General features: G+C 73.0%; 22 protein-coding genes. 17 read left to right on the forward strand and 5 right to left on the reverse strand.

The window, feature by feature from the left end; translation table 11 throughout:
- Positions 1–149 precede the first annotated feature (149 nt).
- From AC0VX4_RS00405 to AC0VX4_RS00440, 8 genes are all read left to right on the forward strand, one after another.
- Complete coding sequence (locus tag AC0VX4_RS00405; RefSeq protein ID WP_002858288.1) at positions 150–1,376, forward strand: glycerophosphodiester phosphodiesterase; 1,227 nt, start codon at positions 150–152, stop codon at positions 1,374–1,376.
- A gap of 213 nt (positions 1,377–1,589) precedes the next feature.
- A complete protein-coding gene (locus AC0VX4_RS00410) occupies positions 1,590–2,405 on the forward strand; it encodes an ATP synthase subunit B family protein (protein ID WP_049158878.1) in 816 nt (271 codons plus the stop codon).
- Positions 2,402–2,869, forward strand: a complete 468-nt coding sequence (locus tag AC0VX4_RS00415) for a phage holin family protein (protein WP_002856039.1) — start codon at positions 2,402–2,404, stop codon at positions 2,867–2,869. The genes AC0VX4_RS00410 and AC0VX4_RS00415 overlap by 4 nt, the downstream gene beginning before the upstream one ends.
- The gene (locus AC0VX4_RS00420; protein WP_002856041.1) at positions 2,866–3,564 is read left to right on the forward strand and encodes a DUF3618 domain-containing protein; all 699 of its coding nucleotides are present in this window, start codon (positions 2,866–2,868) and stop codon (positions 3,562–3,564) included. The genes AC0VX4_RS00415 and AC0VX4_RS00420 overlap by 4 nt, the downstream gene beginning before the upstream one ends.
- Before the next feature lie 98 nt (positions 3,565–3,662).
- On the forward strand, positions 3,663–4,694 hold the full coding sequence (gene panC / locus AC0VX4_RS00425) for a pantoate--beta-alanine ligase (RefSeq protein WP_002856043.1): 1,032 nt from the start codon (positions 3,663–3,665) through the stop codon (positions 4,692–4,694).
- The gene (locus AC0VX4_RS00430; protein ID WP_002856048.1) at positions 4,691–5,389 is read left to right on the forward strand and encodes a DNA-3-methyladenine glycosylase; all 699 of its coding nucleotides are present in this window, start codon (positions 4,691–4,693) and stop codon (positions 5,387–5,389) included. Before panC ends, AC0VX4_RS00430 begins: the two co-directional genes overlap by 4 nt.
- Positions 5,390–5,436: 47 nt before the next feature.
- Entirely contained in the window at positions 5,437–5,919 is a 483-nt protein-coding gene (locus AC0VX4_RS00435) for an SRPBCC family protein (RefSeq protein WP_002856056.1), read from the forward strand.
- Between the two features lie 151 nt (positions 5,920–6,070).
- Positions 6,071–8,134, forward strand: coding sequence for a M13 family metallopeptidase (locus AC0VX4_RS00440; RefSeq protein WP_002856058.1), 2,064 nt, complete (start codon positions 6,071–6,073; stop codon positions 8,132–8,134).
- A 40-nt stretch (positions 8,135–8,174) separates the two neighbouring features.
- Here AC0VX4_RS00440 and AC0VX4_RS00445 read toward each other — a convergent pair whose 3' ends face one another.
- Both AC0VX4_RS00445 and AC0VX4_RS00450 read right to left on the reverse strand, forming a co-directional pair.
- The gene (locus AC0VX4_RS00445) at positions 8,175–8,684 is read right to left on the reverse strand and encodes a MarR family winged helix-turn-helix transcriptional regulator (protein WP_002856060.1); all 510 of its coding nucleotides are present in this window, start codon (positions 8,682–8,684) and stop codon (positions 8,175–8,177) included.
- Positions 8,677–10,551 (reverse strand): MDR family MFS transporter, encoded by a 1,875-nt coding sequence (locus tag AC0VX4_RS00450; RefSeq protein ID WP_002856062.1) that lies wholly within the window; start codon positions 10,549–10,551, stop codon positions 8,677–8,679. Before AC0VX4_RS00450 ends, AC0VX4_RS00445 begins: the two co-directional genes overlap by 8 nt.
- Before the next feature lie 168 nt (positions 10,552–10,719).
- Between AC0VX4_RS00450 and AC0VX4_RS00455 the strand changes: the two genes are divergently transcribed.
- The 7 genes from AC0VX4_RS00455 (at position 10,720) to AC0VX4_RS00485 (ending at position 17,796) form a co-directional block, all read left to right on the forward strand.
- Complete coding sequence (locus tag AC0VX4_RS00455; protein WP_002856064.1) at positions 10,720–11,709, forward strand: 2-hydroxyacid dehydrogenase; 990 nt, start codon at positions 10,720–10,722, stop codon at positions 11,707–11,709.
- A 32-nt stretch (positions 11,710–11,741) separates the two neighbouring features.
- Positions 11,742–13,256 (forward strand): lysine--tRNA ligase, encoded by a 1,515-nt coding sequence (gene lysS, locus AC0VX4_RS00460; RefSeq protein ID WP_002856069.1) that lies wholly within the window; start codon positions 11,742–11,744, stop codon positions 13,254–13,256.
- A gap of 1 nt (position 13,257) precedes the next feature.
- On the forward strand, positions 13,258–13,497 hold the full coding sequence (locus AC0VX4_RS00465) for a hypothetical protein (protein ID WP_002856071.1): 240 nt from the start codon (positions 13,258–13,260) through the stop codon (positions 13,495–13,497).
- A gap of 164 nt (positions 13,498–13,661) precedes the next feature.
- The gene (locus AC0VX4_RS00470; RefSeq protein ID WP_036314827.1) at positions 13,662–13,964 is read left to right on the forward strand and encodes a histone-like nucleoid-structuring protein Lsr2; all 303 of its coding nucleotides are present in this window, start codon (positions 13,662–13,664) and stop codon (positions 13,962–13,964) included.
- A gap of 156 nt (positions 13,965–14,120) precedes the next feature.
- Positions 14,121–16,676, forward strand: coding sequence for an ATP-dependent Clp protease ATP-binding subunit (locus tag AC0VX4_RS00475; RefSeq protein ID WP_060774549.1), 2,556 nt, complete (start codon positions 14,121–14,123; stop codon positions 16,674–16,676).
- Between the two features lie 325 nt (positions 16,677–17,001).
- Positions 17,002–17,184 carry an Rv0909 family putative TA system antitoxin gene (locus AC0VX4_RS00480; protein ID WP_002856078.1) on the forward strand — a complete coding sequence of 61 codons (183 nt, stop codon included), beginning with the start codon at positions 17,002–17,004 and terminating at the stop codon, positions 17,182–17,184.
- A 96-nt stretch (positions 17,185–17,280) separates the two neighbouring features.
- Positions 17,281–17,796, forward strand: coding sequence for an amino-acid N-acetyltransferase (locus AC0VX4_RS00485; RefSeq protein WP_002856080.1), 516 nt, complete (start codon positions 17,281–17,283; stop codon positions 17,794–17,796).
- A 37-nt stretch (positions 17,797–17,833) separates the two neighbouring features.
- Here AC0VX4_RS00485 and AC0VX4_RS00490 read toward each other — a convergent pair whose 3' ends face one another.
- A complete protein-coding gene (locus AC0VX4_RS00490; RefSeq protein ID WP_186321693.1) occupies positions 17,834–18,766 on the reverse strand; it encodes an HhH-GPD family protein in 933 nt (310 codons plus the stop codon).
- Positions 18,767–18,807: 41 nt separating this feature from the next.
- Between AC0VX4_RS00490 and AC0VX4_RS00495 the strand changes: the two genes are divergently transcribed.
- Complete coding sequence (locus AC0VX4_RS00495; protein ID WP_145033058.1) at positions 18,808–19,638, forward strand: hypothetical protein; 831 nt, start codon at positions 18,808–18,810, stop codon at positions 19,636–19,638.
- 13 nt (positions 19,639–19,651) lie between these two features.
- On the opposite strand, the gene radA is transcribed toward AC0VX4_RS00495, so the two are convergent.
- Together radA and AC0VX4_RS00505 are read right to left on the reverse strand one after the other, a co-directional pair.
- Positions 19,652–21,088, reverse strand: coding sequence for a DNA repair protein RadA (gene radA, locus AC0VX4_RS00500; RefSeq protein WP_475464447.1), 1,437 nt, complete (start codon positions 21,086–21,088; stop codon positions 19,652–19,654).
- 88 nt (positions 21,089–21,176) lie between these two features.
- Positions 21,177–22,346, reverse strand: coding sequence for an FUSC family protein (locus AC0VX4_RS00505; protein ID WP_145033052.1), 1,170 nt, complete (start codon positions 22,344–22,346; stop codon positions 21,177–21,179).
- Between the two features lie 226 nt (positions 22,347–22,572).
- Here AC0VX4_RS00505 and AC0VX4_RS00510 point away from each other — a divergent pair, with 226 nt between their 5' ends.
- Positions 22,573–23,691, forward strand: coding sequence for a phosphate ABC transporter substrate-binding protein PstS (locus AC0VX4_RS00510; protein ID WP_475464448.1), 1,119 nt, complete (start codon positions 22,573–22,575; stop codon positions 23,689–23,691).
- Positions 23,692–23,760: the final 69 nt, after the last annotated feature.

Consider the following 23,760-nt stretch of genomic DNA (forward strand, 5'->3'; position numbering starts at 1 on the left):
CATCGTGACGGGCGGCTGAACGTCACTGTTCAGCCCCCGTCACCGGCTGTTCACCGGACGGGCCGGCTGTGGCCGGAGGGGGGCCACCCGGCCGACACCCGGATCTGGCCCACTGGAGCGGTCATCCCCCTCCCGGAAAGGACCGTTCCATGACCTCCGTCCGTCGTCACGCCGCCCGCGGCCTCGTGGCCCTCGCCGTCGCCGTCGCCGTCAGCGCCCCGCTGGCCGCCCCGGCCGTCGCCGCCCCCGCCGCAACGGAGACCCCGGCCGCCGCGCAGTCCGTCACGGGCAAGCCCGTGGTGCGCCCCGACGTCGTGGGTCACCGTGGCGCCTCCGGCTACCGCCCCGAGCACACCCTGGCCGCCTACGAGCTGGCCGCCGCCCAGGGCGCGGACGTGATCGAGCCGGACCTGGTCTCCACCAAGGACGGCGTGCTCGTGGTCCGCCACGAGAACCTGATCGACGGCACCACGGACATCGCCCAGCGGCCCGAGTTCGCGGACCGCAAGACCACCAAGGTCGTCGACGGCGTGGCCCTCACCGGCTGGTTCACCGAGGACTTCACCCTCGCCGAGCTCAAGACCCTGCGCGCCAAGGAGCGCCTGCCGCAGGTCCGCCCCGAGTCCGCGTCCTACGACGGCCGGTACCAGGTGCCCACCTTCGAGGAGGTGCTCGAGCTGCGGGAGCGCCTCTCGGCCCGGTACGGCCGCGAGATCGGAGTCATCCCCGAGATCAAGCACCCCACCTACTTCGACTCCATCGGCCTGTCCATGGAGGAGCGCGTCGTCGAGCTGCTCGACGAGCACGGCCTGAACAAGCGCAACGCCCCCGCCACCGTGCAGTCCTTCGAGCTCGCCAACCTGCGCGATCTCAACGAGAACCTCGGCCTCAAGGCCGAGACGGTGTTCCTCTCCAGCGTCAACGGCGCGCCCTACGACTCCGTGGCCGCCGGTGATACCGCCCGCGACTACGACTTCTACGAGACCGCCGCGGGCATGCGCGAGGTCCGCGCGGCCGGCGTCGACACGCTCGGCCCGGCCTTCGCGCAGATCATCACCAAGGAGAAGGACGGCTCGATGGGCGAGGAGACCGCGTTCGTCTCCCTCGCCCACCGCGCGGGCCTCGAGGTGGTGCCCTACACCTTCCGCGCCGAGAACCAGTTCCTCTACACGGAGTTCCGCTCCTCCACGGACCGGAACGCGCAGGGCGACATGGTCGGCATGATCCAGCCGTTCCTCGACGCCGGCATCGACGGCTTCTTCACCGACCACCCCGACCTCGGCGTGCAGGCCGTGGACGTCTGGATGCAGGGCAAGAAGGAGCACCCGGGCCGTGGCGTCGGCAAGACCGCCCAGCGGGGCCTGAAGGCGCGCTGACCCCGTCCTGACCGGAGACGACGCCGGCGCGCCGCCCGGCCCGGTGGGGGCGGCGGCACGCGTGTTGCGCCGGCCGATCCCGGCGGCCCCGAGGTCTTCCGGCACGTCCCTCGCGGTGCTTACCTTGGCCCTCAAGACCGGTGGACCCGGTGACGTGGACGGCCAGAAGGGCCGCCATGAGGGGCCGCCGACCCGGACGAAGGAAGGCACAGCATGACGACGAACACGCCGCAGAACGCCCACGGCTCCTCAGCCGAGGGCCGTGACGCCAAGGACCAGGCGAAGGACAAGGCCCAGCAGGCCGCGGGCGAGGCCCAGGGCCAGGCGAAGGCCGTGGCCCACGACGCCAAGGACAAGGCCCAGGACCTCGCGGCCACCGCCAAGCACGAGGCCGGCCAGGTGAAGGACGAGGCCGCTGACCAGGTGCAGTCGCTGGTCGGCTCCGCCCAGGAGCAGGTCGGCGCGCAGGTGCAGACCCAGCAGGAGCGGCTCGCGGGCCAGGTGCGCAGCTACACCGACGACCTGCACCGCGTGGTCTCCGGCGAGCAGCCGCAGACCGACCTGGTGCGCCGGGGCGTCGCCTCGGTGGCGGACCGCGCCGAGGCCCTGACGCAGCGCCTGGAGACCGCCTCCCCGCAGGATCTGCTGCAGGACGTGCGCGGCTTCGCCGCTCGCCGTCCGGGCACGTTCCTGGCCCTCGCCCTGGGCGCCGGGCTGGTGGCCGGTCGACTGACGCGCGGCATCCGCGACGCCGCCCAGCCGGACTCCGCCGCCTCCACCGCGCCGCGCCGTCACGAGACCCGTCCGGAGGCGGTGCACGCGGACGTGACCCCGCACCACCTGGACTCGCAGGCCCCGGCCTACTCGAGCGATTCGCTCTCCCAGGCCGACGGCCGCGTCGCGGACGGTGCCGGGCCCCGCCGCGCGGCCGGCGTCGGGGACATCCCGTACGGCACGCAGGCGCCGGTCCAGCAGGGCCTGACCGCCGAGCGGCCGTTCGACCAGACCCGGCCCGGGGGTGACGCATGAGCACCGCCCACGAACCGTTCCGCGACGCGACGCCGCGCTCCGGCGCGCACACCCCGCCGCCCACGCAGGCGGAGTTCCGCGCCGAGCACGAGAGCCTCGGCGAGATGTTCCAGAGCCTGTCGGCCAAGCTGTCGACGCTGGTCAGCCAGGAGATCGCCCTGGCCAAGGCCGAGGCCACCGAGTCCGCGAAGAAGGCCGGCAAGGGGGCGGGCCTGCTGGCCGGCGCCGCCGTCGGCGGCTTCTTCCTGCTGATGTTCCTGTCCTTGGCCCTGATGCACCTGCTCGACGTGTTCCTGCCGATCGGCTGGGCCGCGTTGATCGTGGCCGTGCTGTGGGGCGTCGTCGCGGCCGTGCTGGCCGTGCAGGGCAAGAAGGACATCGAGAAGATCAAGGGTCTGCCGCAGACCCAGGAGACGCTTCAGGAGATCCCCGAGACCCTGAACCCCGCGAAGGAGACGCGATGACCACGAGCAACAACCCCGACGAGATCCGCGCCGACATCGAGCGCACGCGCCGCGAGCTCGGCCAGGACGTGGACGCCCTCGCCGAGAAGGTGAGCCCCACGAAGGCCGTGTCCCGGCAGACCAACCGCATCAAGGACGGCTTCATCCACGCGAAGGAGAACATCATGGGCTCCCCGGAGCAGCACCGCCACGAGCCCTCGCTGGGCGATCGCGCCCACGGGATGGTCGACGACGCCCGGGCCTCCGCGTACGGCGCGGCCGGCCAGGCCCAGGACCGCCTGGGCGACGCCGGCGACCGCGTGTCCGAGTGGGCCGACGACGCCCAGCACGCCCTGCACCAGGCCCCGGCTCAGCTGCGCGGCCGCACCGCGGGCAACCCGTTGGCCGCCGGGGTGATCGCCTTCGGCGCCGGCCTGCTGCTCAGCTCGCTGATCCCCGCCTCACGCGTGGAGCAGCGCGCCGCGGAGGGCCTCAAGGACCAGGCCGCCCCGCTGGTGGACGAGGCCAAGCAGGCCGTCCAGCAGCTGCGCGAGGACCTCGAGCCCGCCGCCCGCGAAGCCGCCGGGAGCGTGAAGGAGTCGGCCACTGAGGCCGCTTCCCACCTCAAGGACCAGGGCACGGACACGGCGCAGGACCTCAAGGCGCAGTCCCAGGACGCCGCCCGCCAGGTGAAGGACACGGCGAAGGACGCCTGAACCCGGCCCGAGCACGACGCCGGCCGGTCCCGTCGACGGGGCCGGCCGGTGTTGTGCCCGCTGGCGGACCCCGTCGGCCCCGTGCCTAGACTCGGACGGTGACCCCTCTCGACCGCGTCCCCGACCAGCGTCCCGTCCCCGCCGGCACCGGCCTCACCCTCGAGGACGCCCTCCCGGCCCCCGTGACGGCCGAGGCCGACGGCGTCTCCGCGCGCCCGCGTCTGGCCCGGACCGTCGCCGAGATGCGCTCCGCTCTCCGTGAGCTCGTCGCCCACGCCACGGACGACGGCGGCCCCGAGCCCGTCACCGTCGGCCTGGTCCCCACGATGGGCGCCCTCCACGGCGGCCACGCGGCCCTGGTGCGGCGGGCCCGCGCCGAGAACGATGTCGTGGCGGTCAGCATCTTCGTGAACCCGCTCCAGTTCGGCGATCCGGCCGACCTGGAGCACTACCCGCGCACCCTGGAGGCGGACCTGGACCTGCTGACGGCGGCGGGCGCCGACGTCGTGTTCGCCCCGGACGTGCAGGAGATGTACCCGGGCTACCCGGACGCACCGATCGTCACCGTCTCCGCCGGCCGCATGGGGGAGGTCCTCGAGGGCGCCTCCCGCCCGGGCCACTTCGACGGCGTGGCCACCGTCGTGGCGAAGCTGTGGAACATCGTGCGCCCGGCGGTGCCGGCCCTGCGCAGCTACTTCGGCCAGAAGGACGCGCAGCAGCTCACCGTCCTGCGCCGCCTGGCCATGGACCTGGACATCGACGTCGACGTCCGCGCCGTGCCCATCGTCCGCTCACCCGAGGGCCTCGCGCTCTCCAGCCGCAACACCCGCCTGGACGCCGCGGGCCTGGAGCATGCGCTCGTCCTCAGCCGCGCGCTGCGCTCCCTGGCCGACGCCGCGGCGGCCGGCGAGCCCGTCGACGTCCAGGCCGCTCGTCGGATGGTCGAGGACGAGCCGGGCGTCGAGCTGGACCACCTCGTGGTGGTGGACCGGGACACCTTCGCCGAACTCGGTCCGGAGCTGCTGTGCCAGCCGCTGCGCCGCGAGGCCCTCGCCCTCGTGGCCGCGCACGTGCCGCCCGTCCGGCTGATCGACACCATGGTGCTGCCCGTCGCGGGGCCGCTGCCGTGACCCCGGAGCGTCTCGCCGCCGCCTTCGACGGCCCCTCGCCCGCGCTCGCCGCGACGCTGCTGGGGTGCCGGCTGACCGTCGTCGCCCCGGACGGCGCCGTCACCGTGCGGCTGACCGAGACCGAGGCGTACGGGAACGCGGGCGCGGACCCCGGCGCCCACTCGTTCCGTGGTCGCACCGAGCGCAATGCCGCGCTGTTCGGGCCGCCGCGGCGCACGTACGTGTACCTGAACTACGGCATCCACCGCTGCCTGAACCTGGTGGGCCACCCCGAGGGGGAGGCCGGCGGTGTGCTGCTGCGTGCGGCCGAGGTGCTCGCGGGAGGGGACCTCGCGGTGGCCCGCCGTGGCCGGGACACCGGCCCCAGGCTGCTCTCCGGGCCGGGCAACCTCGGCCAGGGCCTCGGCATCACCCTGGAGATGGGCCACGCGCCCGTGGAGATCGTCACCGCGCCGCCGGAGGTGGCCGACGACGGCGGCACCCCGGCCCGCCTCGCCGCGCCGGCCGCGCCCGCCCGCTTCCTCCTGGCCCCGCCCGCGCCCCGCGAACCGGCCGAGCCGCCGATCGAGGTCGTGACGGGCCCGCGCGTCGGCGTCTCGGGGGAGGGCGGCTCCGTGCGCTTCCCGTGGCGGTTCAGCGTGGCCGGCCACCGCAGCGTGTCCGCGTTCCGGCGTGGCCGCAACGTGCCGGACTGAGCCTCAGACCTTGTCGCCCGCCCCGGCCCCGTGTCTAGGTTGATCCCATGACCGAGATGAACAAGACCGCCCACGGCGAGACCCAGCAGACCGTCACCCGGACCATCGACGCGTCCGCCAAGGACGTGTTCGACTTCCTGACCCTGCCCGCGAACCACGCGAAGTTCGACGGCTCGGGCATGGTGCAGTCCGACGACAAGACCCAGCGCATCCAGAAGGTCGGCGACGTGTTCACCATGAACATGCACGCGGAGCACATGGGCGGCGACTACCAGACCGACAACCACGTGGTCGCCTACGACCCCAACAAGCTGGTCGGCTGGAAGACCGCCCCCGCCGGCACCGAGCCCAAGGGCTGGCAGTGGATCTACCGGCTCGAGGACAACGGCTCCGGCAGCACGGTCGTGTCCCTCACCTACGACTGGACCGCCGTGACCGACCCGGAGCTGCTGGAGAAGAACCTCTTCCCGATGGTCTCCGAGGAGCAGATGGAGGAGTCGCTCGCGAAGCTGGCCGCCGAGGTCGGCTGACCCCCGCCTCCCGACGGCGGCCCCCGGGTCGGCCGTCCCCACGACCACGGGCACGCACCCGACCAGGGTGTGTGCCCGTCGTCGTGTCCGGTGTCACGGCTAGAGTGCCGTGCGAGACCGTCCCACCCCCCCACGTCCAGGAGGATCCGCCGTGACCGCCACCGCCGAGCCCGAAGTCCCGTCGCCACGCGAGGACCTGTACCGCCACGTCAACGCCGGGTGGCTGGACACCCACGAGATCCCCGCGGACCAGGGCGCCTACGGCGCGTTCCTCGAGCTGCGGGACGCGGCCGAGCTCGCCGTCCGGCACCTGTGCGAGGACGCCGTGCGCGAGGTCGGCACGGGCTTCGACCCCGCCCAGGCGCGTGTGCAGGCCACGGCCGCGGCCGGTGCGCACCGGGACGCCCCGCTCGCCCCCCTCGACGAGGAGGACGCGGAGGGCACGGAGCATCCGGAGCTCAAGCGCCGGATCGCCGCGCTGTACGCCTCCTTCATGGACGACGAGACCGTGGAGGCCCGCGGCCTCGAGCCGATCGCCTCGGACCTGGCGGCGGTGGCCTCCGTGTCCACCCCCGCGGAGCTGCTCGCCCTGTCCGGAAGGCTGCAGCGCCAGGGCGTCTCCGGCCTCATCAACACCGGCGCCCTCAACGACGCCGGGAACCCGGACCGCATGCTCCTGCACCTGCTCCAGGGCGGTCTGGGCCTGCCGGACGAGTCCTACTACCGGGACGAGACCTACGCCGAGATCCTCCAGCAGTACACCGAGCACACCGGCCGCCTGCTGGCGCTGGCCGGGATCGGCGCGGACCGAGCCGAGGCCGCCGCGCTGGGCACCCGGGTGGTGGAGCTGGAGAAGCGCATCGCCGCCCTGCACTGGGACGTGGTCCGCACCCGGGACGCCGTGGCCCGCTACAACCTCATGACCCACGACCGGCTGACGGAGCTCTTCCCCCTGGCCGACGCCTGGCTCGAGGGCGTGGACGCCGCGGGCGAGCGCGCCGCAGAGGTCGTGGTGTGGCAGCCGGACTTCCTCTCGGGTGTGCAGGAGCTGCTCGACGGCCCCGAGGCCGCCGACCTCGAGGACTGGCGCCACTGGCTGATCCTGCAGGTGCTGCGCTCCTTCGCCGGGTTCCTGCCGGACGCCTTCGTGCAGGAGAACTTCTCCTTCTACGGACGCCGCCTGGCCGGCACCGAGGAGGTCCGTCCGCGCTGGAAGCGCGCGGTCGCGTTCGTCAACGGGGCGGCCGGCGAGGACGTGGCGCAGCTCTACGTGGCCCGCCACTTCCCGCAGGGTCACGTGGCCGCGATGGACGAGCTCGTGGGCCTGCTCCAGGAGGCCTACCGCCGGTCCATCGAGGAGCTCGAGTGGATGGGGGAGGAGACCCGTCAGCGGGCGCTCGAGAAGCTGGCGATGTTCCGTCCCATGGTGGGCTACCCCTCGAAGTGGCTGGACTACTCCGCCCTCGAGGTCCACGCCGGCGACCTGCTGGGCAACGCCCGCTCCTCCTCGGAGCTCGAGTGGGAGCGGGACCTGCGCAAGATCGCGGACGGGCCGGACCCGGAGGAGTGGCACATGACGCCGCAGACGGTGAACGCGTACTACTCGCCGCTCGAGAACGCGATCGTCTTCCCGGCCGCCATCCTGCAGCCGCCGTTCTTCGATCCCGAGTCCTCGATGGCGGCGAACATGGGGGCGATCGGCGCCGTGATCGGCCACGAGATCGGCCACGGCTTCGACGACCAGGGTTCGCGGTACGACGGTGCCGGTCGGCTCGAGGACTGGTGGACCGAGGAGGATCGCGCGGCGTTCACCGAGCGCACCTCCCGGCTGGTGGCCCAGTACAACGCGCTCTCCCCGGCCGAGGCCCCGGACCACCGCGTCAACGGCGAGTTCACCCTCGGGGAGAACATCGGCGACCTCGGCGGCCTGGGCATCGCCCACCGCGCCTTGGAGATCTGGCGGGACGAGGGCGACGGCGCCTCCCTCGACGCCGCGGCCGGGGACCGCGAGTTCTTCACCGCCTGGGCCACCGTGTGGCGTCAGCTCACGCGACCGGAGGCCATGGTCACCCGCATCGCCTCGGACCCGCACTCGCCCAACGAGTTCCGCTGCAACCAGGTGGTCAAGAACATCGACGCCTTCCACGAGGCGTTCGGCACGCGCGAGGGGGACCCCATGTGGCTGGCCCCGGAGGAGCGCGTCACCATCTGGTGATCCCGCACGCCGGCCGGGCCCCGCGGCTCCGGCCGGCGGCTCACTCGGATTCGGCGGGGTCCTGCATCCGGGTCTGCCGCTCGGCGGCCAGCCGGTCCAGCAGGCGCGTCAGCGTCCGGATGTCCTCGCTGTCCCAACGCGCCAGGTCGCGGCGCAGCCCGCGACCCGCCGGGCCGCCGCGCACCGCGTCGAGGCGGGCGAGCCCCTCGGGGGTGGCGCTCAGGAGGGCGGAGCGGCGGTCCCGCGGGTCCGGCTCGCGGGTGATCAGCCCGGCGGCCTCGAGGTCGCGGACCATGCGGGAGACCTGGGCGCGGTCCACCAGCAGGCCTTCGGCCACGGCCGAGGGCGTCATGGTCCCTCCGTTGGCCAGCATCATGAACGCCTTCATCGCCCCGACGGACAGGTCCGGGCTGAGGGCCGCCGCGTAGCGGGCCATCACCTGGCGGTGCTGCAGGACCAGACGCGAGAACGCCTGCTCGAGCCCCTGGGCGGCGGCCTCGAAGCCTGCGTCGTCGCCGCCTCCGACCGGGTCCGGGGCGCCGTCAGCCACGGCGGGCCCGGACCAGCGCGGTGACGACGACCGCCAGCAGGGCTGTCCCCGCCACGGCCAGCGCCGCGGGGACGACGGGCCGGCCGGCCACCGGTGATGCCGTCGCCGGGCGCTCGGCCGCCACCGCCCGGGGCTCCTCCGGGTCCTCGGCCGGATGCCGCCCCTGGGCCGCGGTCACCACGGGGATCGGTCCGGTCGCGGGCAGCGTCTGCATGGCCTCGGCCGTGGAGTGGGTGGCCAGGTCGGCGCGGGTGGCGTGGAGGCGCTCGGAGGCGGTCATGCGGCCCAGCGGGATGTTCGGCAGGAACAGGATCGCGGCCAGCGCGACGATCGCGAGCGGCACGCCCACGAGGAACGCCTGGGAGATGCCGGTGGCGTAGACGTCCTCGAAGATCGAGCGCAGGCCGTCCGGCATCTCCGCCACGCGTGGCAGGGTGCTGGACTTCAGGCTCTCGGACCACTCGGCGGCGTCCGGGCCCAGGCTGCGCAGGGCCGCGGCGAGGTCCGCGCGGCGCTCCTCGATGCGGTCCGGGACCACGTTGGACACCACGGCGCCCATCACGGCGACGCCGATGCTGCCGCCCAGGGTGCGGAAGAAGGTGACGCCGGAGCTGGCGACGCCCATCTGGCGCGGGTCCGTGGTGTTCTGCACCACGAGCACGAGGTTCTGCATGGTCATGCCGACGCCGGCGCCGAGCAGGAACATGTAGAGGGACACCAGCCAGAACGAGGTGTCGTAGTGCAGGGTGCCGAGCAGGCCGGTGCCGGCGATCAGCAGGACGGCGCCGATCACGAGCCAGCGCTTCCACACGCCGGTGCGGGTGATGACGCCGCCGATCACCGTGGAGGACACGAGCAGGCCGACGATCATCGGGATGGTCATGAGGCCGGCCTGGGTCGGGGTCGCGCCGCGGGCGAGCTGCATGTACTGGGCCAGGTAGACGGAGGAGCCGAACATGGCCAGGCCCGTGGCGATCGAGGCGATCGTCGCGAGGGTGAAGGTGCGGTCGCGGAAGAGGGTGAGCGGGATGAGCGGCTCGGCGACGCGCAGCTCGGTCACGACGAACAGGACGGTGGCGACGGCGACGCCGCCGAGCATCCACGCGGTGGTGGTGCTGGCCCAGTCGAAGTCGCGGCCGGCGCTGGTGACCCAGATCAGCAGCAGCGCGGTGGCCGCGGCCAGGAACACGATGCCGAGGTAGTCGATGGACACCTTCTGGCGCTCGCGGTGCGGGAGGTGGAGGGTGCGCTGCACCATCACCAGGGCGACGACGGCGAAGGGCACCGCCACGAAGAAGTTCCAGCGCCAGCCCCACAGGTCGGTGATCACGCCGCCGGCCAGGGGGCCGCCCACCGTGGCCACGGCCATCACGGCGCCGAACAGGCCCATGTAGCGGCCGCGCTCACGCGGGCTGATGATGTCCGCCATGATCACCTGGCTCAGCGCGGCGAGGCCGCCGCCGCCCAGGCCCTGCACGGTGCGGCAGATGATCAGGAAGGTCGGGTCGTGGGTGAAGCCGGCCGCCGCGGAGGCGGCGACGAAGAGCACCAGGGCGAGCTGGAAGAGGACCTTGCGGTTGACGAGGTCGGCCAGCTTGCCCCAGATCGGGGTGGCGATGGCCGTGGCGAGCAGGGCCGAGGTGATGACCCAGGTGTAGGCGGTCTGGTCGCCGCCGATGTCGTGGATGATCACCGGCATCGACGTCGAGACCACCGTGTTGGCGATCATCGAGACGAACATGCCCAGCAGGAGGCCGGTGAGGGCCTGGAGCACGGAGCGGTGGCGCGCGGCGTCGTCGGCGGCGCGCTCGAGCGAGGGGGCGCCGGCCGGCGCGACGGCCTCGGGGGCGGGGGAGGTCGGGGTCATGGGGTCCTTCGGCGGGAGGGGCGACGCGGTGATTGACATGAGTCAATGATTGACGAGAGTCAATCATAAGGGGCGTCGGCCCGGGCCGCACCCGCCATCCGCGGTTAGCCTGGTTACGCCGGACGACGCCCCGTCCTCCCCGCCCCGATCCGAGAGTGAGGCGCTGCCGTGACCCCCCGTTTCCTGCTCATGACCCGCCTCCCCGAGCCCGGGCTCGGGATGCTGCGCGCGGCCGGAGAGGTGGTGGACGGCGCCGACGTCGGAGGGGACGCCGCGCTCGCGCGGCTGGTGGCCTCGGGGGACTACGACGTCGTCGTCTCGGCCCTGGACCAGAAGTTCACCGCCGACGTGCTCGCCGACGCGCGGATCAGGGGTATCGCCAACTACGCGGTCGGCTACAACAACGTGGACGTGGCCGCCGCGACGCGGCGGGGGATCGCCGTCGGCAACACCCCGGACGTGCTCACGGACGCCACGGCGGACATCGCGATGCTCCTGATCCTCGGTGTGACCCGCCGCGCCCACGAGGGTGAGCGGACGGTGCGCGAGGGGCGCTTCCACGGCTGGGCGCCGGACCTGCTCGTGGGCAGGGACGTGCACGGCGCGACCCTAGGCCTGGCCGGTTTCGGGCGGATCGGCAAGGCGGTGGCCGAGCGCGCGCTCGCCTTCGGCATGGACGTCGTGTTCGCGCCGCGGCCGCCCGCGCACCGGGAGGTGGCGGCCGAGGAGCTCGGCGACCTCGCCGGCCGCGTCCGTCAGGTCCGCTGGGAGGAGCTCGTCGAGGCCGCGGACGTCCTGTCCCTCCACGTGCCCCTGACGGACGACACCCACCACCTCGTGGATGCGGACGTGATCGCGAAGATGAAGGACGACGCCGTCCTCGTCAACACGGCCCGCGGGCCCGTGGTGGACGAGGCGGCCCTCGTCACCGCCCTGCGCGAGGGGCGGCTCTTCGGGGCCGGTCTGGACGTCTACGAGGACGAGCCCGCCCTCGCCCCGGGCCTGGCCGAGCTGGAGAACGTGATGCTCCTGCCGCACCTGGGCTCCGCCACCCGGGACACCCGCGCCGCGATGGCCGAGCTGGCCGCGCGCAACGCGATCGCCATGGCCACGGGCGCGGAGGTCCCGGCCCTCGTCAACCCCGAGGTGCGCGGCTGACCGGCGGGGCGCCGTCGGTAGACTCGGGGACCGTGACCACCCAGAACTCCGCCTCCGCCGCCGTCGACCACCACGATCAGCAGGCCGTCCGCGCCGCCAAGCGTGAGCAGCTGCTCGCCTCGGGCCGCGAGGCCTACCCCGTGCAGGTGCCGCGCACCCACGCGCTGGCCGAGGTGCGTGAGCGGTTCGACGGCCACGAGCCCGACTGGACCTCGGGCGAGACCGTGTCGGTGACCGGGCGCGTCGTCTTCCTCCGCAACACCGGCAAGCTCTGCTTCGCCACCCTGCAGGAGTCCGGCGCGGACGGGGAGGCCGTCCGCCTCCAGGTCATGGTGTCCCTGGCCGCCGTCGGCGAGGAGTCCCTGGCCGAGTGGAAGAAGGTCGTGGACCTGGGCGACTTCCTCTCCGTCACCGGCGAGGTGATCGTCTCGCGCCGCGGCGAGCTGTCCATCATGGCCTCGGCGTGGGAGATGGCCTCCAAGGCGCTGCGCCCCCTGCCCGTGCTGCACGCGGACCTGAACGAGGAGACCCGCGTCCGCCAGCGCTACGCGGACCTGATCGTGCGCGAGGAGGCCCGCCGCATGGTCTACACCCGCGCCAAGGTCACCTCGGCGGTGCGGCGCACCCTCGAGGGCCACGGCTACGTGGAGGTGGAGACCCCGATGCTCCAGCTCGTCCACGGCGGCGCCCTCGCACGTCCCTTCGAGACGCACCTCAACGCGTTCGACCAGCCGATGACCCTGCGCATCGCCACCGAGCTGTACCTCAAGCGCGCCGTCGTCGGCGGCATCGACCGCGTGTTCGAGATCGGCCGCGTGTTCCGCAACGAGGGCGTGGACTCGACCCACTCGCCCGAGTTCACCACCCTCGAGTCCTATGAGGCATGGGCGGACATGCACGTCATGGCCGAGCGGATGCAGGAGATCATCCTCAACGCCGCGGACGCGGTGGGCGCCGGGCGTCGGCTCGAGACCGCGAAGGGCGTCATCGACCTCGACGGCGAGTGGGCCTGGGTCGCCGTGTACCCGGGGCTGTCCGAGGCCGTGGGCCGCGAGATCACCCCGGACACGGACGCCGAGATGCTGCGGGCGATCGCCGCGGAGCACGAGGTCAAGGTGGACCCCGCGTGGGACGCGGAGAAGCTCGTGATCGAGCTGTTCGGTGAGATCGTGGAGCCCACCCTGATGAACCCCACGTTCGTGTACGACTACCCGCCGGCCGCCCAGCCGCTCGCGCGCCCGCACCGCTCGGACGACCGGGTCATCGAGGCGTGGGACCTGATCATCGGCGGCATGGAGCGCGGCACCGCGTTCTCCGAGCTGATCGACCCCGTCATCCAGCGCGAGCGCCTGACCGCCCAGTCGGCGATGGCGGCCGCCGGCGACGACGAGGCCATGCAGCTGGACGAGGACTTCCTGCGCGCCCTCGAATACGGCGCCCCGCCCATGGGCGGCATCGGCCTGGGCATCGACCGCCTGGTGATGCTGTTCACGGACGCCGGCATCCGCGAGACCATCCTCTTCCCGCTGCTCAAGCCGGAGGCCTGACATGGCCGACTTCTGGGACTACTTCTCCGTCCTCGCCCCCTCGATCGGCCTCGGGCTCATCTTCTGGCTGGTAATGCGCTCCCTGCTGCGTTCGGACACGGGTGAGCGCGAGAGTCAGGCCCGCCGGCTCTCGGGCGCGGACGCGCGGGCGGCCCGCGAGGAGGCCGAGGCCCGTGAGTGGGCGGCCCGACGCCGAGCCGAGGGAGGGCCGGAGGCCGATCCGGAGGACCGCGCCCGCTGAGATTCCTCCCCCGGCGTTGAAGAATCCTTCTGCCCGGCTTTGTTGCGGTATTCTTGAATCACCACAAGTGCACGGCCGGAATCGTGAGCACGCGGGGAAGAAGCCCGAGAGCGAAGACCGGAACCCAGGGACACGCGCACGAGAGAAGAAAGTGGGAATCACCGTTGGCACAGAAGGTAGAAGTGGTCCTCGTGGATGATCTTGACGGTTCGCCTGCAGATGAGACCGTGAACTTCGCATTGGACGGTCGCAATTACGAGATCGACCTGTCGAAGGAGCACGCCGCGGAACTCCGTGAGTTCCTGAAGCCCTACATGAAGAAGGGCCGCGCCGTGGCGCCGCCGTCGCCCAAGGTCGAGGCCGCCCAGATCCGCAAGTGGGCGGCCGAGAACGGCTACGAGGTCTCGAGCCGCGGCCGTCTGCACCGCGACGTGGTGGAGGCCTACCGCAACGCGAAGCGCAAGTGAGCGCCCCGCCCGGGTGCGTCGAGGAATCGGCGTCCCCGGGCCTCGTTCCGGCCCCTCCCGACGACGGCCGGGCGGCTTCTCCCGCTGGCGAACAGCCGCGCGGCACGCGGTCCGGGTGCGTAGTCTCGACCACGACCGTACGCAAGGAGTGTGCCCATGTTCGAGAGATTCACCGACCGCGCCCGTCGGGTGGTCGTGCTCGCCCAGGAAGAGGCGCGCATGCTCAACCACAGCTACATCGGCACCGAGCACATCCTGCTCGGACTGATCCACGAGGGTGAGGGCGTCGCAGCCAAGGCACTGGAGTCCATGGACATCTCCCTGGGCGCCGTGCGAGAGAAGGTCCAGGAGGACATCGGCCAGGGCCAGCAGAACCCGCCCGGCCACATCCCCTTCACGCCGCGCGCCAAGAAGGTGCTCGAGCTGTCCCTGCGCGAGGCGCTGCAGCTCGGCCACAACTACATCGGCACCGAGCACATCCTGCTCGGCCTGATCCGCGAGGGCGAGGGCGTGGCCGCCCAGGTCCTCGTGCAGCTCGGCGCGGACCTGAACCGCGTCCGTCAGACGGTCATCCAGCTGCTCTCCGGCTACCAGGGCGGCGCCCAGGGCGGCAAGGAGACCGCGGGCGCCGGGGTGGGCCAGGGTGCGGAGTCCGGCCAGAACGCCGGCTCCGTGGTGCTGGACCAGTTCGGACGCAACCTCACCGCGGCCGCGCACGACGGCAAGCTGGATCCCGTCATCGGGCGTGCGGGTGAGATGGAGCGCGTCATGCAGGTGCTCTCCCGCCGCACCAAGAACAACCCCGTGCTCATCGGCGAGCCCGGCGTCGGCAAGACCGCCGTCGTCGAGGGCCTGGCCCAGGCGATCGACCGCGGCGACGTCCCGGAGACGCTCAGGGGCAAGCAGCTCTACTCGCTGGACCTCGGCTCCCTCGTGGCCGGCTCCCGCTACCGCGGCGACTTCGAGGAGCGCCTGAAGAAGGTGCTCAAGGAGATCCGCACGCGCGGGGACATCATCCTGTTCATCGACGAGATCCACACCCTCGTCGGGGCGGGCGCGGCCGAGGGCGCGATCGACGCCGCCAGCATCCTCAAGCCGATGCTGGCCCGGGGCGAGCTCCAGACCATCGGCGCCACCACGCTGGACGAGTACCGCAAGCACATCGAGAAGGACGCCGCGCTCGAGCGCCGCTTCCAGCCGATCCAGGTCGCCGAGCCGTCCGTCGAGGACGCCACGGAGATCCTGCGCGGCCTGCGGGACCGCTACGAGGCGCACCACAAGGTCTCCATCACCGACGGCGCGCTCAAGGCCGCCGCCGGCCTGGCGGACCGCTACGTCTCCGACCGGCACCTGCCGGACAAGGCCATCGACCTGATCGACGAGGCCGGCGCGCGTCTGCGCATCCGTCGCATGACCGTGCCGCCGGAGATCAAGGCCTACGAGTCCCGGATCGCGGAGGTGCGCACCCAGAAGGAGGCCGCCATCGACGGCCAGGACTTCGAGGGCGCCGCCCGCCTGCGCGACCAGGAGCAGCAGCTCGAGGACGAGCGCCGCGAGAAGGAGCAGGCGTGGCGCACCGGCGCGGACGCCGACGTCGCCACGGTGGACGAGGACCTCATCGCCGAGGTGCTCTCCAAGTCCACCGGCATCCCGGTGTTCAAGCTCACCGAGGAGGAGACGGACCGCCTGCGCAACATGGAGGAGGAGCTCCACCGCCGCGTGATCGGCCAGGACGAGGCGATCAAGTCCCTGTCCCGCGCCATCCGCCGCACCCGCGCGGGCCTGAAGGACCCGAACCGCCCCTCGGGGTCGTTCATCTTCGCCGGCCCCACCGGCGTCGGCAAGACGGAGCTGGCCAAGTCCCTCGCGGAGTTCCTCTTCGGGGACGAGGACGCGCTCATCACGCTGGACATGTCCGAGTTCCAGGAGAAGCACACCGTCTCGCGTCTGTTCGGTGCCCCTCCCGGCTACGTGGGCTACGAGGAGGGCGGCCAGCTCACCGAGAAGGTCCGCCGCCGTCCGTTCTCCGTGGTGCTGTTCGACGAGGTGGAGAAGGCCCATCAGGACCTCTTCAACTCCCTGCTGCAGATCCTTGAGGACGGTCGCCTGACCGACTCGCAGGGCCGCGTGGTGGACTTCAAGAACACCGTGATCATCATGACCACGAACCTCGGCACCCGGGACATCTCCAAGGGCGTCATGACCGGCTTCCAGTCGGCCACGGACACCACCACCGGGTACGAGCGGATGAAGGGCAAGGTCAAGGAGGAGCTGCGCCAGCACTTCCGCCCCGAGTTCCTCAACCGCGTGGACGACGTGATCGTGTTCCCGCAGCTGCAGAAGCACGAGATCGTGGAGATCGTGGACCTGTTCATCTCCCGCCTCGGCAAGCGCCTGGCGGAGCAGGACCTGTCCATCGAGCTCACCCAGTCCGCCAAGGAACTGCTCGCGGACCGCGGCTACGATCCGGCCATGGGCGCCCGCCCGCTGCGCCGCACCATCCAGCAGATGGTGGAGGACCAGCTCTCGGAGAAGATCCTCTTCGGCGAGATCCCGGCCGGCTCCCACATCACCGTGGACGCCACGGGCGAGGGGGAGGGCGCCGAGCTGACGTTCACGTTCTCCGGCGGCCGGGAGGCCCTGGAGGGTGCGGACCTGGCCGAGCTCGAGCCCGGTGCCGGCGATCCGGTGGACGCCGACCGCTCCGCGTGACCCGCGGGGCCTGATCCACGACGCCGGACCGCGCGTCCGGTGCCCACGGCCCGTCGCCCCTTCCCTCGGGGAGGAGGCGGCGGGCCGTCGTCGTCCCCCCGCGGGACGCTGGGGCCGAGGTCCGCGATACCGCCGCCGGCATCAAGGACGGCCTCCCGAAGGACCGCTGAACCGGCCCGCCTCCCCGCAGGCACGAGAGGGGTTCCCTCGCGGCGGGATCGGTGCCACTGTGGTCTGTGACCGCTCGACGGTGGTCCTGTCTCCGCTTCGACCCGGCGCTCGCCGGGACGGCCGCGGAACAGCCCCGAGAAGAAGGAGGCCGCCCATGGGTATCGGTGACCTGAACAACCTCGCAAACCAGCACTCGGACAAGATCAACGAGGCCGTGGACAACGCTCAGGAGCAGCACGGCGACAAGCTCGGCGAGCACGGCGACACCGTGAACAAGGGTGTCGACGGCGCGCAGGAGAAGTTCCTGTCCGGGGACGAGGGCGAGCAGCAGGCCTGAGCCTGCCGTCGACGCCGCGGGAGCCCCCGCCCGGTCCGCCGGGACGGGGGCTCCCGTCTGTCCAGGGCCGGGATGCCCGTGCCTAGACTGGACCCCATGCCTGCCGACCGCCCCCTCACCCTCCGCTCGGCGCGGACCCAGGACGTCCCGGTCATCCAGGCGCTCGTGGAGCCGCTGGCGCGGGAGCGCGTTCTGCTCCAGAAGGAGGCCGTGGCCTACTACGAGGCCATCCAGGAGTTCGTGGTCGCCGAGGAGGCGGACGGGACCCTGGCCGGCTTCGGCGCCCTCCACGTGATGTGGCAGGACATCGCCGAGGTCCGCACCCTCGCCGTCTCGGAGGCCCACCGGGGGACCGGCGTCGGGCACCTGATCATCGAGGAGCTGCTCGACCGCGCGCGGGCCGTGGGCGTCGAGCGGGTCTTCTGCCTGACCTTCGAGGTCGAGTTCTTCCGCCGGCACGGATTCGAGGTGATGGCGGACCAGTCCGCCGTGGACCCGGAGGTCTACGCAGAGCTGCTGCGCTCCACGGACGAGGGCGTCGCCGAGTTCCTCGACCTCGCCCGGGTCAAGCCGAACACGCTGGGCAACACGCGGATGATCCGCCGCCTCTGAGCCCCCGCACCGCGGGCCGCCCCGTGCCCCGGCGAGGTCAGGCCGGGAAGGTGAGGCCGCCGTCGTCGTCCCGGGCCAGCAGCCCGTCCGCCACGAGCCCAGCCACGCACCGCGTCCACTGCGCGTCCTCGGGGCGGTGCGACCCGAGCCGCCCCCCGGCCACGACGACGGCGGGCACCTCCGCCTCGGCCACGCGCCCGTGCTCGCGGACGGCCGCCATCACGGCCCCGCGCACCTGACGGTCCGTGCCGGCCCAGGCCTGGCCGCGCGGCACCTCCGCCGGCGGCGGCGAGCCCGCCGCGACCCACGCGCACATCTCCGCCAGGGGGCAGCGGTCGCAGGCGGGGGAGCGGGCGGTGCAGACGAGGGCCCCGAGCTCCATGACGGCCGCGTTCCACGCGTTGGCGCGGGCGGGGTCCGCGGGCATCAGGGCCTGGGCGCGGCGCATCTCGGCGCGGGTCAGCGACCTGCCGGGCAGGGCCTCACCCGCGACCGCGCGCGCGATCACCCGGCGCACGTTGGTGTCCACGACGGTCTCGGGGATGCCGAACGCGAAGCTCGCGACCGCCGCGGCTGTGTACTCGCCGATGCCGGGCAGGGCGCGCAGGGCGGCGGGGTCGGCCGGCACCCGGCCGTCGTGGCGCTCGACGACGGCCCGGGCGGCCTCCTGGAGGCGCAGGGCCCGGCGCGGGTAGCCGAGCCGGTCCCAGGCCGTGAGCACGTCTGCGGTGGGGGCGGCGGCCAGGTCCGCGGGGGTGGGCCAGCGCTCCAGCCACTCCCGCCAGCGGGGCAGCACCCTCACGACCGGTGTCTGCTGGAGCATGATCTCCGAGACGAGCACGCCCCACGGGGAGCAGTCCGGGCTGCGCCAGGGAAGGTCCCGGGCGTGGACGGCGAACCAGCCCAGCACCGCGTCGTGCAGGCGCGGCACGTCCACCGTGGGCGGGACGAGGGGGGCGGGCGCGGGCATGGCGTCCACTGTAGGGTGCGCCGCCGCCTACCCTGGATCGCATGCCGTCTCGTCCGACTTCCCCCGGGTCGAAGCCGTCCCCCGCCGTCTACCGCCGCCGGCGGCTCGTGGCCGCCCTGCTCGCCCTCGTGCTCCTGCTCCTGGTGGGGTGGGCCGTCGTGGCGCTCGTCCGCGCCGGGATCGGCGCCTTCTCCTCTGAGGACGCCGACCCCTCGGCCGCTCCGACGCCGGTGCACTCCCCGTCGCCCGCCCCGGCCACGGACGCCGAGTCCGGCTCCGCCTCGCCCACCGTGGCCCTCGAGGACGCGGCCGAGTGCCAGCCCTCGGACCTGCGGATCGCCGCCTCCGCGGACCGGTCCGAGTACCAGCGGGGCGAGGAGGCCGAGCTGCGCCTGGGCATCACGAACCTCTCCTCGACCCCGTGCCGCACGGATGTGGGCACGGCCCGGCAGGAGTTCACGATCCGCACGGCCGAGGGCGACGACGTCTTCTCCACCCGCATCTGCCAGGCGGACCCCGCGGAGGCCCAGCGGGTGCTGTACCCGCACGAGGAGCTCACCGCCGTGTACCGCTGGTCCGGCCGCGCCTCGAGCCAGGACTGCGGCCGCCTCGGCGCTCTCGCGGAGCCCGGGCCCCATCTGCTGACGGTCGGCCTCGGCGACGTCACCTCCCGCCCCGTCGCGCTGAAGATCCTCGAGGAGCTCGCCCCGGGGGCCCAAGACGGCAGCTCCTCGGCCGCCCCCTCCTCGAGCGGCAGCGCCTCCCCGTCGGGGTCCGGCTCAGCTCCGGCGTCCGCCTCAGCCTCGGCGTCGGCCTCGCCGTCCCCGGCGTCGGTCTCGACCACCGACCCGTCGCCGTCACCGTCCCGCTGAGCCGGCCGCGCCGTCAGCGGCCGGGGCCGGCCTCCGGATGCGCGGCCGGGCCGCCGCCGGTCCACGTGGGCATCGTGGCGAGGGCCTCGCCGATCGAGCCGACCTCCGCCACCGTGAAGCCCGCGGGGACGTCCCCGAGCGGCTCGGGGGAGCGGGGGACCAGGGCGCGGGTGAAGCCCAGGCGGGCGGCCTCGCGCACCCGTCGCCCGATGCCGGGCACGGGGCGCACCTCCCCGGCCAGCCCGAGCTCACCGACGGCGATCATCCCCTGCGGGACGGGGGCCGAGAGCTTCGCCGAGGCCACGGCGACGGCCACGGCCAGGTCCGAGGCGGGCTCCGAGAGCCGCACGCCGCCCACGGTGGCCACGTAGCAGTCGTCCTGGGCGAGGGCGAAACGGGCCCGGCGCTGGAGCACGGCCAGGAGCATGTTCACGCGCGCCGCGTCCACACCGGAGACGGTGCGGCGCGGGCTGCCGCCGGCGGACGGGGTGAGCAGGGACTGCACCTCGGCCACGAGCGGGCGCCGGCCCTCGAGCGTCACCGTCACGCACGTGCCCTCGACCGGCTCCGAGACGCCCGAGAGGAACAGACCGGAGGGGTCGTCCAGGGACTCGATGCCGTCCTCCCGCAGGTCGAAGCAGCCGACCTCGTCCGTGGGTCCGAAGCGGTTCTTCACGGCACGCACGAGGCGCAGCCGTGAGTGACGGTCCCCCTCGAACTGGCAGACCACGTCCACGAGGTGCTCGAGCAGCCGCGGACCCGCGATGGTCCCGTCCTTCGTCACGTGGCCCACCAGGACCGTGGTGATCCCCTTCTCCTTGGCCGTGCGGATGAGGCTGGCCGCCACCTCGCGCACCTGGCTGACGCCCCCGGCGATCCCGTCCACCTCGGTGGACTGCAGGGTCTGCACGGAGTCCACGATCACCAGCTCCGGGTCCGTCCGCTCGATCTGCCCCAGTGCCCGGCCCAGGTCCGTCTCCGCCGTCAGACGCAGGGTGTCCGCGATCGCCCCGATCCGGTCTGCCCGGGAGCGCACCTGCGCCGCCGACTCCTCACCCGTCAGGTACAGCACCGAGTGCGGGCCGCCGCCGCCCGCGCCGCGGGCCGTCTGGGCGGCCACGTCCAGCAGCAGCGTGGACTTGCCGATGCCCGGCTCGCCGGCCAGCAGGATCACCGCGCCCGGCACGAGGCCGCCGCCGAGCACGCGGTCCAGCTCGCGCACCCCGGTGGAGCGGAACGAGGCCAGCGTGGCGTCCACGTCCCCGATGCGCGGCGCGACCTCCGCGACCGTGGCCGCGCGCGTGCGACCGGTGGTGGACGTCAGCCCGATCTCCTCGACCGTGCCCCACGACTGGCACTCCCCGCAGCGGCCGACCCACTTCACGGTGGTCCAGCCGCACTCGGTGCAGCGGTATCCGGGGGCACGCTTCGGGGCGGTCTTGGTGGCCATGCGCCCACTCTAGGAGCCGGGGCGGACGCGTTAGCCGGCCCGCGCGCGGTCCGACGTCGACCGCCGGGGCCGCGCGCCGCCGTCGGGCTCAGACGCGGGGCAGGTAGGCCCGCGCCTCGTCGTGCTCGGCGCCCGTGGCCTCGATGAGGTCCACCATCATGGGCCGCAGCAGCATCACGAGCGCCTCGCCGTGCACGGACCCGCCGCCCAGCTGGTGCGGGTCCAGTGCGGACGCGGCCGCCCCCAGGGCGTCCCGCGCCACGGACAGCGAGCGATGGCGGCCCTCGGCCTGCGGCTCCACGAGGGAGCGGTGCAGGATCTCGACGGCGTCCGCGGCGTCGTCGAACCAGGCGGCCAGTCGCGCGCGGTCGTCGTCGTCGAACACGCCCTCGTCCAGGACCGCGACCACCCGCCGGGCCACGATCCGCAGGGAGCGCACCGCCAGGTCCGAGCGGTCCGCCGCGTTCACCGCGTCGTCCACGAAGGAGCGCGAGGAGCGGTGCAGCGGGTTGAAGAGGGTCTGCTCATGCGTGACGCGCAGCTCCTTGCGCAGCGCCTCCAGCGTGGTGTGCGTGCCGCGGCTGGCCACGAGCGCCATCCAGGCGGTGCGGGAGTCGTCCTCCCGCAGGGCCCGGGAGAGGTCGCGCAGCACCGTGGCGATCGAGTCGTAGAGCCCACCCAGCTGACGCACCGCGGGGCGGCGCACGTCCTGGGGCGAGAGGAACGTGACGAGCAGGGCCAGGACGCCGCCCACGACCGCGTCCTGGCTGCGGACGAACGGCCCTCCCGTGCCGATGGGCAGGAGGACCACGAGGACGGACTGCAGGGACATCTGCATCGTGAACGTGGCGCCGGAGTCCAGGAACCGGGCCACCATCACGGACACGAACACGACCACCGAGGCCTGCCACAGGCCGCGGCCGAGCCCGACCATGAGCAGGTCCCCGATCAGGATGCCGACGGTGCAGCCGACGGCGACCTCGGCCACCTTGCGCAGCTTCGGCTCCCGTTGGAAGCCGAGGGCGATCAGTAGGGCGGTGGAGGCGAACAGGGGCTGCTGGTGGCCCAGGACGGCCTCCGCGAACCAGTAGGCGCCCACCGCGCAGACAGCGACGAGGGCGGCCTGGCCCACGGAGGAGCGGACGCGGGACCAGCCCGCACGGGCGCGCCGACGCAGGAAGCGGCCGAGGCGCTCCCCGCGGGTCTGGGGGTCGACCATCGGCACCGTGCCCGTGGCGGTGGCGAAGCGGTCCGTCATGCGGCCAGCCTAGTCCGACGCCGCGGAGCCCCCGCCGTGCGAGGCCCAACCAGGCATTGTGACCCACGGCACAGATCATTCCTGCGAATGCCGCTCCAGTTCACCATCTGTTCACCCCGGCCGAGCACTTGATTCACCTCTGGCCCGTACGGTCGGGTGCGGTGCAGAACCGGGCCAGCCGGACGCTCTGCCCTCACCGTCGTCATCCGATTGAAAGAGGCTCTTCGTGAAGGCTCACCGCTTCGGCCGCTCCGCCGCCCTCCTGTCCGTGGCCGCCATCGCCCTGACCGCCTGCTCCTCCGCGGGCAACACCGACAGCGGCTCGTCCTCCTCCGCCGCCGGGGACACCGGCTCCGAGCAGGCGACCTCCGAGGCCAAGGGCCAGCTGAAGGGCGCCGGCGCCACCTCGCAGGAGTCCGCCATCGGTGCGTGGGCCGACGGCGTGACCTCGGTCGCCCCCGAGCTGACCGTGCAGTACTCGCCGGACGGCTCCGGCGCCGGCCGCGAGAAGTTCCTCGCCGGCGCCGTCTCCTTCGCCGGCTCCGACTCCGCCATGAAGGACGAGGAGGCCGACAAGGCCAAGGAGGTCTGCGGCGACCAGGGCGCCTTCCACGTGCCCGCCTACGTCTCCCCGATCGCCATCGCCTACAACCTGCCCTCCGTCAAGGAGGACATCAAGATGGACGCGGAGACCGTGGCCAAGGTGTTCTCGGGCGAGATCAAGAAGTGGAACGACGACGCCATCGCCTCGCAGAACGAGGGCGTCGAGCTGCCCGACACCGACATCACCGTCGTGCACCGCTCGGACAAGTCCGGCACCACCAAGAACTTCGTGTCCTACCTCTCCGAGGCCGCCCCGGAGGCCTGGACCTACGAGGTCGCCGAGGAGTGGCCGTCCGACATCACCGCCGAGTCCGCGCAGGGCACCAAGGGCGTCGTGGGTCAGGCCTCCTCCACCGAGGGCGCCATCACCTACACCGACGCCTCGGCCGTGGGCACCCTGGGCACCGTCGACGTCAAGGTCGGCGACGAGTACGTGAAGGAGTCCCCGGAGGCCGCCGCCAAGCTGGTCGAGACCTCGGAGGAGAAGGAGGACGGCTCGCTCGAGATCGACCGTGCCACCACCGAGCAGGGCGTGTACCCCGTCGTGCTGGTCTCCTACCACATCTACTGCAACCAGTACGACTCGCAGGAGACCGTGGATCAGGTGAAGGCCTTCGGCGAGTACGTCATCTCCGAGGACGGCCAGAAGGCCGCCCAGGAGGCCGCCGGCAACGCCCCCATCACCGCCGCCACCCGCGATGCCGCGATGAAGCGCATCGAGGCCATCTCCGTCCAGGGCTGACCCAGGTCCTCGACCTGATCGTCCCTCCGCTTCGGCCGCCGAGCCCCTGCTGGGGCCCGGCGGCTGAAG

This window comes from Micrococcus sp. 63XJN7_8_ISO-PGPR-S23-253, assembly GCF_056173425.1.